A 6524-nucleotide genomic window follows, 5' to 3' on the forward strand; every position below is an offset into this window, starting at 1 on the left:
AGGCGGCTATTTCACCAAATCTGAAAGTCTTTTTCAGAGTTTCCCTAAAGCAGCTGGCCAGCATTGGCCGACGAAGCTTCATGCTTTTAAGAGTTTTTAACAAATACCCTGCAATCTTTAACGCCATCCACAGGGAGTTGTATGCGCAAGGATTACCTGGCGTTCTTTGTTTCGCTGTTCCTGTCGCGGCTGGCGGACCAGATTCTACTGTTTATCGTGCCCTTGATCGTGTTCCAGACCACCCAGAGCGTGGCCTGGGCCGGGATGGCGTTTTTTATCGAGTCGCTGCCGCGTTATCTCGCGTTCCCGGTGTGTGGCGCAGTGTGCGACAAGTTCGCGCCGGTGCGCATCCTGCATATCAGCCAGGTTTACCGGGCATTGGCCTGTGTGACGGCCGTGGTTTTGTACGGGGTATTCGACGGCATCGTCTGGATCGTACTGCTCTCGGCGCTCTGCGGCGTGCTGACTACCCAGGGCATCATGGCACGGGAAGTGCTGATGCCCCATGTCTTCCCCCACTACAGCTACGCCAAGACGCTGTCCTATTCGCAGATCGCCGACCAGAGCGGGCTGGTGCTCGGGCCGCTGGTGGCGGCGCTGATGCTGGATGTGTGGGCCTGGCACTGGGTCGTCCTCGGGGTGGCCGGGCTGTTCTTGTTGGCCGACCTGGCGATGCGGCTGTGGCAACGCTCCAGCACCGTCAGCCTGGAAACCTTCGAACAGCACCGGGATATCTGGCTGCGGCCATTGAAGATTGCCTTCGGGCATATCCGCCGACTGCCGGAACTGAAGCGGATCATCACCCTGGCCGTGGGCGTGAACCTGATCGTTGGCGTCACGCTGGCCACGTCTGCGGCGATGGTGACGGGCCAATTTGCACAGGATAAGGACGCCTACGCCCTGCTGCAGGCAGCCGGCGCCTTGGTGACCATCGGGATTCTGTTTTACCTGGCGCGGGCCGGGCTGCCGCTGAAGGTGCTAGGCGGCTTGTCGTATTCGATGATTGCGGTCGGTGCGGTGATCATGGCGGTCAGCCCCGGCGTGTGGCTGTACGCCGTGGGTTTCCTGCTGGTCACCGGTTTCGACAAGATGTTCAACGTCTACCTGCGCAGTACCCGTCAGCGGGTGATTCCCGTGCAGGACTTCGGCAAGACCGTAGGTGTGATCACCTTACTCAACAACCTGCCGCAACCCTTGGCGGGCCTTGCAATTGCGCTGTTGGCGGCACCGCTGGGCACGCAGTCGGTGATCCTGTTGCTGGCCGGGATCACCGCGCTGATCGGCGTGGCCGTGGCCTCAGGCTGGCACGCCACTGTGAAAGCGGAACTCGATATCGGGTGACTCGATCAGTTCCTGCTCGGCCGCCCTCACCCGCTCGATCACCTGGGCGACGTCTTTGGCGTCGCCGTACTGGTAGGCCAGCTTGAGGTAACCCTGGAAGTGCCGCGCTTCGCTTTTCAGTAAACCGAAGTAGAACTTCCCGAGTTCTTCGTCCAAATGCGGCACCAATGCTTCGAAACGCTCGCAACTGCGTGCTTCGATAAACGCGCCCACCACCAGCGTGTCCACCAGCTTGACCGGTTCATGGGTGCGCACTACTTTGCGCAAACCCGAGGCGTAGCGACCAGCATTCAGTTGGCGCAACTCGACCTTGCGTTTTTTCATCAAGCGCATGACTTGTTCGTGGTGCACCAGCTCTTCACGGGCCAGGCGCGACATCATGTTGATCAGGTCCACATGGCTGTAGTACTTGGCAATCAGGCTAAGGGCGGTGCTGGCGGCTTTGAATTCGCAGTTCTTGTGGTCGATCAGCAGGGTGTCCTGATCGGCCAGCGCGGCCTGGACCCAGGCGTCAGGGGTGCGGCAACCGAGGAATTCGTGGATTTCGGGCAGGTTCATCGGGCTCACGGGCAAAAGGATCACAAAAGGCCGGCGATTATACCGACCCCGCCGCAGACCACCAGCCACCGGCCTTGATGTGCATCAACATGACGTGCGCTCGCCAGCAACTATAGTTGTTCCAGGCCCCCGCCCTTTTTTATGGAGATCCCGATCATGCAAGCCATCCGCAGCATCCTGGTGATCATCGAACCCGAGCATTCGGAAAGCCTGGCCCTCAAGCGTGCCAAGCTGATTGCCGGGGTCACCGGCGCGCACCTGCATTTGCTGGTCTGCGACAAAAAGCATGAGCACTCGGCGCTGCTGGCGCTGCTCAAGGCCGGTTTGCAAGAGGACGGCTACAGCGTCAGCACCGAGCAGGCGTGGAATGCCAGCCTGCATGAAACCATTATCGACGTGCAGCAGGCCGAAGGCTGTGGGCTGGTGATCAAGCAGCATTTCCCGGACAGTCCATTGAAAAAGGCGCTGTTGACGCCTGCGGACTGGAAGTTGCTGCGTTATTGCCCGACGGCGGTATTGCTGGTCAAGACCGCTACGCCGTGGGCTGGCGGGGTGATCCTGGCGGCGATCGATGTGGGCAATACCGACGGTGAGCACCGCTCATTGCACAATTCGATCATTGACCATGGCTTTGATATCGCCCACCTGGCCAAGGCGCAGTTGCATGTGATCAGCGCCCATCCGTCGCCGATGCTGTCAGCGGCGGACCCGACCTTTCAGCTCAAGGAAACCATCGAGGCGCGTTATCGCGAGCAATGCAGGGCGTTTCAGGCGGAGTTCGACGTGGACGACAAACACCTGCATATCGAGGAAGGACCGGCGGACGTGTTGATACCGCATCTCGCCCACAAGCTACAGGCGGCGGTCACGATCATCGGCACCGTGGGTCGCACGGGTATTTCCGGGGCACTGATCGGCAACACCGCAGAGGTCGTGCTGGATACGCTGGAAAGCGATGTGCTGGTGCTCAAGCCAGAAGAAGTGATGGACCGTCTGGTGGAACAGGCCACCAAAGCCTGACAGCTACGCGCCAAACGCATCCTTGAGAAACCCCGGCGCGATATAGCGCTGGTAGTGGGCTTCGGAGAGGATAAAGAACTCCCGATCAATGGCATCGCGCAGGTCCGGCAAGGGCCAATCGCGAAACTCGGGCAACAGCACCATGCCATAGGCCTCCAGATTATTGATCACCCGAGCCCCGCGGGCGATCAACTGGTAGGCCCAGCAGTATTCGGACTGGTGCGGCACGAAGCGGATCTTGCGCTGTTCCAGTTGGCCGCGCAGGGTCTTGGGGTCAAAAACCTCCAGTTTGCCGGCCATCACCTGCACCAGCAGCTGCTCCAAGCGCAGCCAGACCGCACGTTTTTCCTCTTCGCCGTAGCCGTTCCACTGGATCACTTCGTGGTGGAAGCGCTTGCAGCCACGGCACACGAGATCGCCGTAGACCGTGGAGCACAGGCCGACGCAAGGGGTCTTGATAGTTTGGTTGGACATGGGCAACGACACGCAAATCAGCGAAACAATGCGCCATGTTAGCCCTTTGTCTAAGCTTGATCACCCAGCAAACTTGGTTAGGCAACTTACCTTTAGATTTTTTTTGCCGTAGAATCATCCGGCCTTGTAAGGCGCCAATAATCCGCTGGAAGCTGTTTTCAAAGCGTCACGAGCACAGTCGTTCCTTCAGAACGGTGTTGGCGATGGTTAATGACTCGGTAGGTCAGAGCCCTCGCCAACCCTCATCAGCTCCGTTCTGCAGGCGTAAAACTTTGAAAGCAGCTTCTGTGAGGAATGCCGGCAGCGCTGGCTTTGCGGCCCAAAAAGCCCCCGAGCGCATGCGTGCCGTTCATTTCTGGATGAGCGTCCCGTGGGACCACTGATGAGGGTAATAACTGTGCTTGAAGCCTACCGCAAACATATCGAAGAGCGTGCAGCCCTGGGTATCGTTCCCCAGCCGCTTAACGCCGAACAAACCGCAGGCCTGGTCGAGCTGCTGAAAAATCCTCCGGCTGGCGAAGAAGAATTCCTCGTTGACCTGATCACCAATCGCATTCCACCAGGCGTTGACGAAGCTGCCTACGTCAAGGCCGGTTTCCTGTCTGCCCTGGCCAAGGGCGAAGCCACTTCCCCCCTGATCAGCAAGCAACGCGCCGTTGAACTGCTTGGCACCATGCAAGGCGGCTACAACATCGTGACCCTGGTTGAGCTGCTGGACGACGCCACTCTGGCTCCGGTCGCCGCCGCCCAACTCAAGCACACCCTGCTGATGTTCGACGCGTTCCACGACGTGGCTGAAAAAGCCAAGAACGGCAACGAACACGCCAAAGCCGTGATCCAGTCCTGGGCCGACGGCGAGTGGTTCAGCAACCGCCCTACCCTGGCCGACAAGATCAGCCTGCGCGTGTTCAAGGTCACCGGCGAAACCAACACCGACGACCTGTCCCCTGCTCCCGATGCCTGGTCCCGTCCTGACATCCCGCTGCACGCCCTGGCCATGCTGAAAATGGCCCGTGAAGGCATCGTGCCGGACGAGCAAGGCAAGACCGGCCCGATGAAGCAGATCGAAGAAATGCGCGGCCAAGGCTTCCCGATCGCCTACGTCGGTGACGTGGTCGGTACGGGTTCGTCGCGTAAATCGGCCACCAACTCCGTCCTGTGGTTCTTCGGCGACGACGTTCCGTACGTGCCGAACAAGCGCGCCGGTGGCTTCTGCTTCGGCAGCAAGATCGCTCCAATCTTCTACAACACCATGGAAGATGCGGGCGCACTGCCAATCGAGTTTGACGTTACCAACATGAACATGGGCGACGTGATCGACCTGTACCCGCATGCTGGCAAAGTCTGCAAACACGGCACCGACGAAGTCATCACCACCTTCGAAATGAAGACCCCGGTACTGTTGGACGAAGTCCGCGCCGGCGGCCGTATCCCGCTGATCATCGGTCGCGGCCTGACCGACAAGGCCCGTGCCGAACTGGGCCTGGGCCCAACCGATCTGTTCAAGCTGCCAGAAGCGCCTGTCGACACCGGCAAAGGCTTCACCCTGGCACAGAAAATGGTCGGCAAGGCTTGCGGTCTGCCAGAAGGCAAAGGCGTTCGTCCTGGCACCTACTGCGAACCGAAGATGACCACCGTCGGTTCCCAGGACACCACCGGTCCGATGACCCGTGACGAACTGAAAGACCTGGCGTGCCTGGGCTTCTCGACCGATCTGGTCATGCAGTCGTTCTGCCACACCGCGGCCTATCCAAAGCCGATCGACGTGACCACCCACCACACCCTGCCTGACTTCATCATGACCCGTGGCGGTGTATCGCTGCGTCCAGGCGACGGCATCATCCACAGCTGGCTGAACCGCATGCTGCTGCCGGACACCGTCGGTACCGGTGGTGACTCCCACACCCGTTTCCCGATGGGCATCTCGTTCCCGGCCGGTTCCGGCCTGGTCGCGTTCGCCGCAGCCACTGGCGTTATGCCACTGGACATGCCGGAATCGATCCTGGTGCGCTTCAAAGGGAAGATGAAACCTGGCATCACCCTGCGTGACCTGGTTCATGCCATTCCTTACTACGCGATCCAATCGGGTCTGCTGACAGTAGAGAAGAAAGGCAAGAAGAACGCCTTCTCTGGCCGCATCCTGGAGATCGAAGGCCTGAACGACCTGACGCTGGAACAAGCTTTCGAGCTGTCCGACGCCTCGGCTGAACGTTCGGCTGCCGGTTGCACCATCAAGCTGTCGAAAGAGTCGATCACCGAGTACCTGAACTCCAACATCACCCTGCTGCGCTGGATGATCGGTGAAGGCTACGGCGACCCACGCACCCTGGAACGTCGCGCCCAAGCGATGGAAGCCTGGGTCAAGAACCCAGAACTGATGGAAGCCGATGCCGACGCGGAATACGCGGAAATCATCGAGATCGACCTGGCCGAGATCAACGAGCCGATCCTCTGCGCACCGAACGACCCGGACGATGCCCGTCTGCTGTCGAGCGTTGCCGGCGAGAAGATCGACGAAGTGTTCATCGGTTCGTGCATGACCAACATCGGTCACTTCCGCGCGGCCGGTAAGCTGCTGGAGCAGGTCAAGGGCCAGCTGCCAACTCGTCTGTGGCTGTCGCCGCCGACCAAGATGGACGCTCACCAACTGACCGAAGAAGGCTACTACGGCATCTACGGCAAGGCTGGCGCACGCATGGAAATGCCGGGCTGCTCGCTGTGCATGGGTAACCAGGCACGTGTAGAGCCGAACTCGACCGTTGTGTCGACGTCGACCCGTAACTTCCCGAACCGTCTGGGTGACGGCGCTAACGTCTACCTGGCTTCGGCCGAGCTGGCGGCAGTGGCTTCTACCCTGGGTCGCCTGCCGACCGTCGAAGAGTACATGGGCTACGCGGCGAAACTGGACACCATGGCCAGTGACGTTTACCGCTACCTGAACTTCGACCAGATTGCTGAGTTCCGCAAGATCGCAGCTAGCGCCAACATTCCGGTGATTCAGGCCTAAAGTGTTGATGTGAAGAGGCGCCGCGTATCGTGAGGTACGCGGCGTTTTTTTATGTCTGGGATATAGGTGGGACTGGGTACATATCCGTTATTTGGGTAACGGCTGGTATTGGTTCCGCCCTTAC

5 protein-coding genes are annotated in these 6524 nt (G+C 59.7%); 3 read left to right on the plus strand and 2 right to left on the minus strand.

Translation table 11 applies throughout. From position 1 onward, the window contains the following. Positions 1–141: 141 nt before the first annotated feature. On the plus strand, positions 142–1341 hold the full coding sequence (locus H096_RS12300; protein ID WP_033898479.1) for an MFS transporter: 1200 nt from the start codon (positions 142–144) through the stop codon (positions 1339–1341). Here H096_RS12300 and miaE read toward each other — a convergent pair. Beyond that, positions 1297–1899, minus strand: a complete 603-nt coding sequence (gene miaE / locus H096_RS12305) for a tRNA isopentenyl-2-thiomethyl-A-37 hydroxylase MiaE (RefSeq protein ID WP_016979482.1) — start codon at positions 1897–1899, stop codon at positions 1297–1299. The two genes, H096_RS12300 and miaE, sit on opposite strands and share 45 nt — an antisense overlap. A 156-nt stretch (positions 1900–2055) precedes the next feature. Between miaE and H096_RS12310 the strand changes: the two genes are divergently transcribed. Beyond that, positions 2056–2919 carry a universal stress protein gene (locus H096_RS12310; RefSeq protein WP_033898480.1) on the plus strand — a complete coding sequence of 288 codons (864 nt, stop codon included), beginning with the start codon at positions 2056–2058 and terminating at the stop codon, positions 2917–2919. Positions 2920–2922: 3 nt separating this feature from the next. Here the strand turns inward: H096_RS12310 and H096_RS12315 are convergent, their stop codons facing one another. Next, positions 2923–3393: a DUF1289 domain-containing protein gene (locus H096_RS12315; RefSeq protein ID WP_016979484.1), complete on the minus strand. Its 471-nt coding sequence runs from the start codon at positions 3391–3393 to the stop codon at positions 2923–2925. Between the two features lie 397 nt (positions 3394–3790). On the opposite strand from H096_RS12315, the gene acnB reads away from it, so the two are divergent. Beyond that, the gene (acnB, locus tag H096_RS12320) at positions 3791–6400 is read left to right on the plus strand and encodes a bifunctional aconitate hydratase 2/2-methylisocitrate dehydratase (RefSeq protein ID WP_033898481.1); all 2610 of its coding nucleotides are present in this window, start codon (positions 3791–3793) and stop codon (positions 6398–6400) included. The last annotated feature ends 124 nt before the right edge of the window (positions 6401–6524 follow it).

Origin of the sequence: Pseudomonas sp. FH1, from assembly GCF_000510895.2 — a bacterium.
GTDB classification, from domain to species: domain Bacteria; phylum Pseudomonadota; class Gammaproteobacteria; order Pseudomonadales; family Pseudomonadaceae; genus Aquipseudomonas; species Aquipseudomonas azotoformans_A.

Bases quoted from the DNA above. Each gene is read 5' to 3' on its own strand.
- H096_RS12310 (WP_033898480.1), top strand. From the start codon at position 2,056: ATGCAAGCCATCCGCAGCATCCTGGTGATCATCGAACCCGAGCATTCG.
- H096_RS12300 (WP_033898479.1), top strand. From the start codon at position 142: ATGCGCAAGGATTACCTGGCGTTCTTTGTTTCGCTGTTCCTGTCGCGG.
- H096_RS12315 (WP_016979484.1), bottom strand. From the start codon at position 3,393: ATGTCCAACCAAACTATCAAGACCCCTTGCGTCGGCCTGTGCTCCACG.
- miaE (WP_016979482.1), bottom strand. From the start codon at position 1,899: ATGAACCTGCCCGAAATCCACGAATTCCTCGGTTGCCGCACCCCTGAC.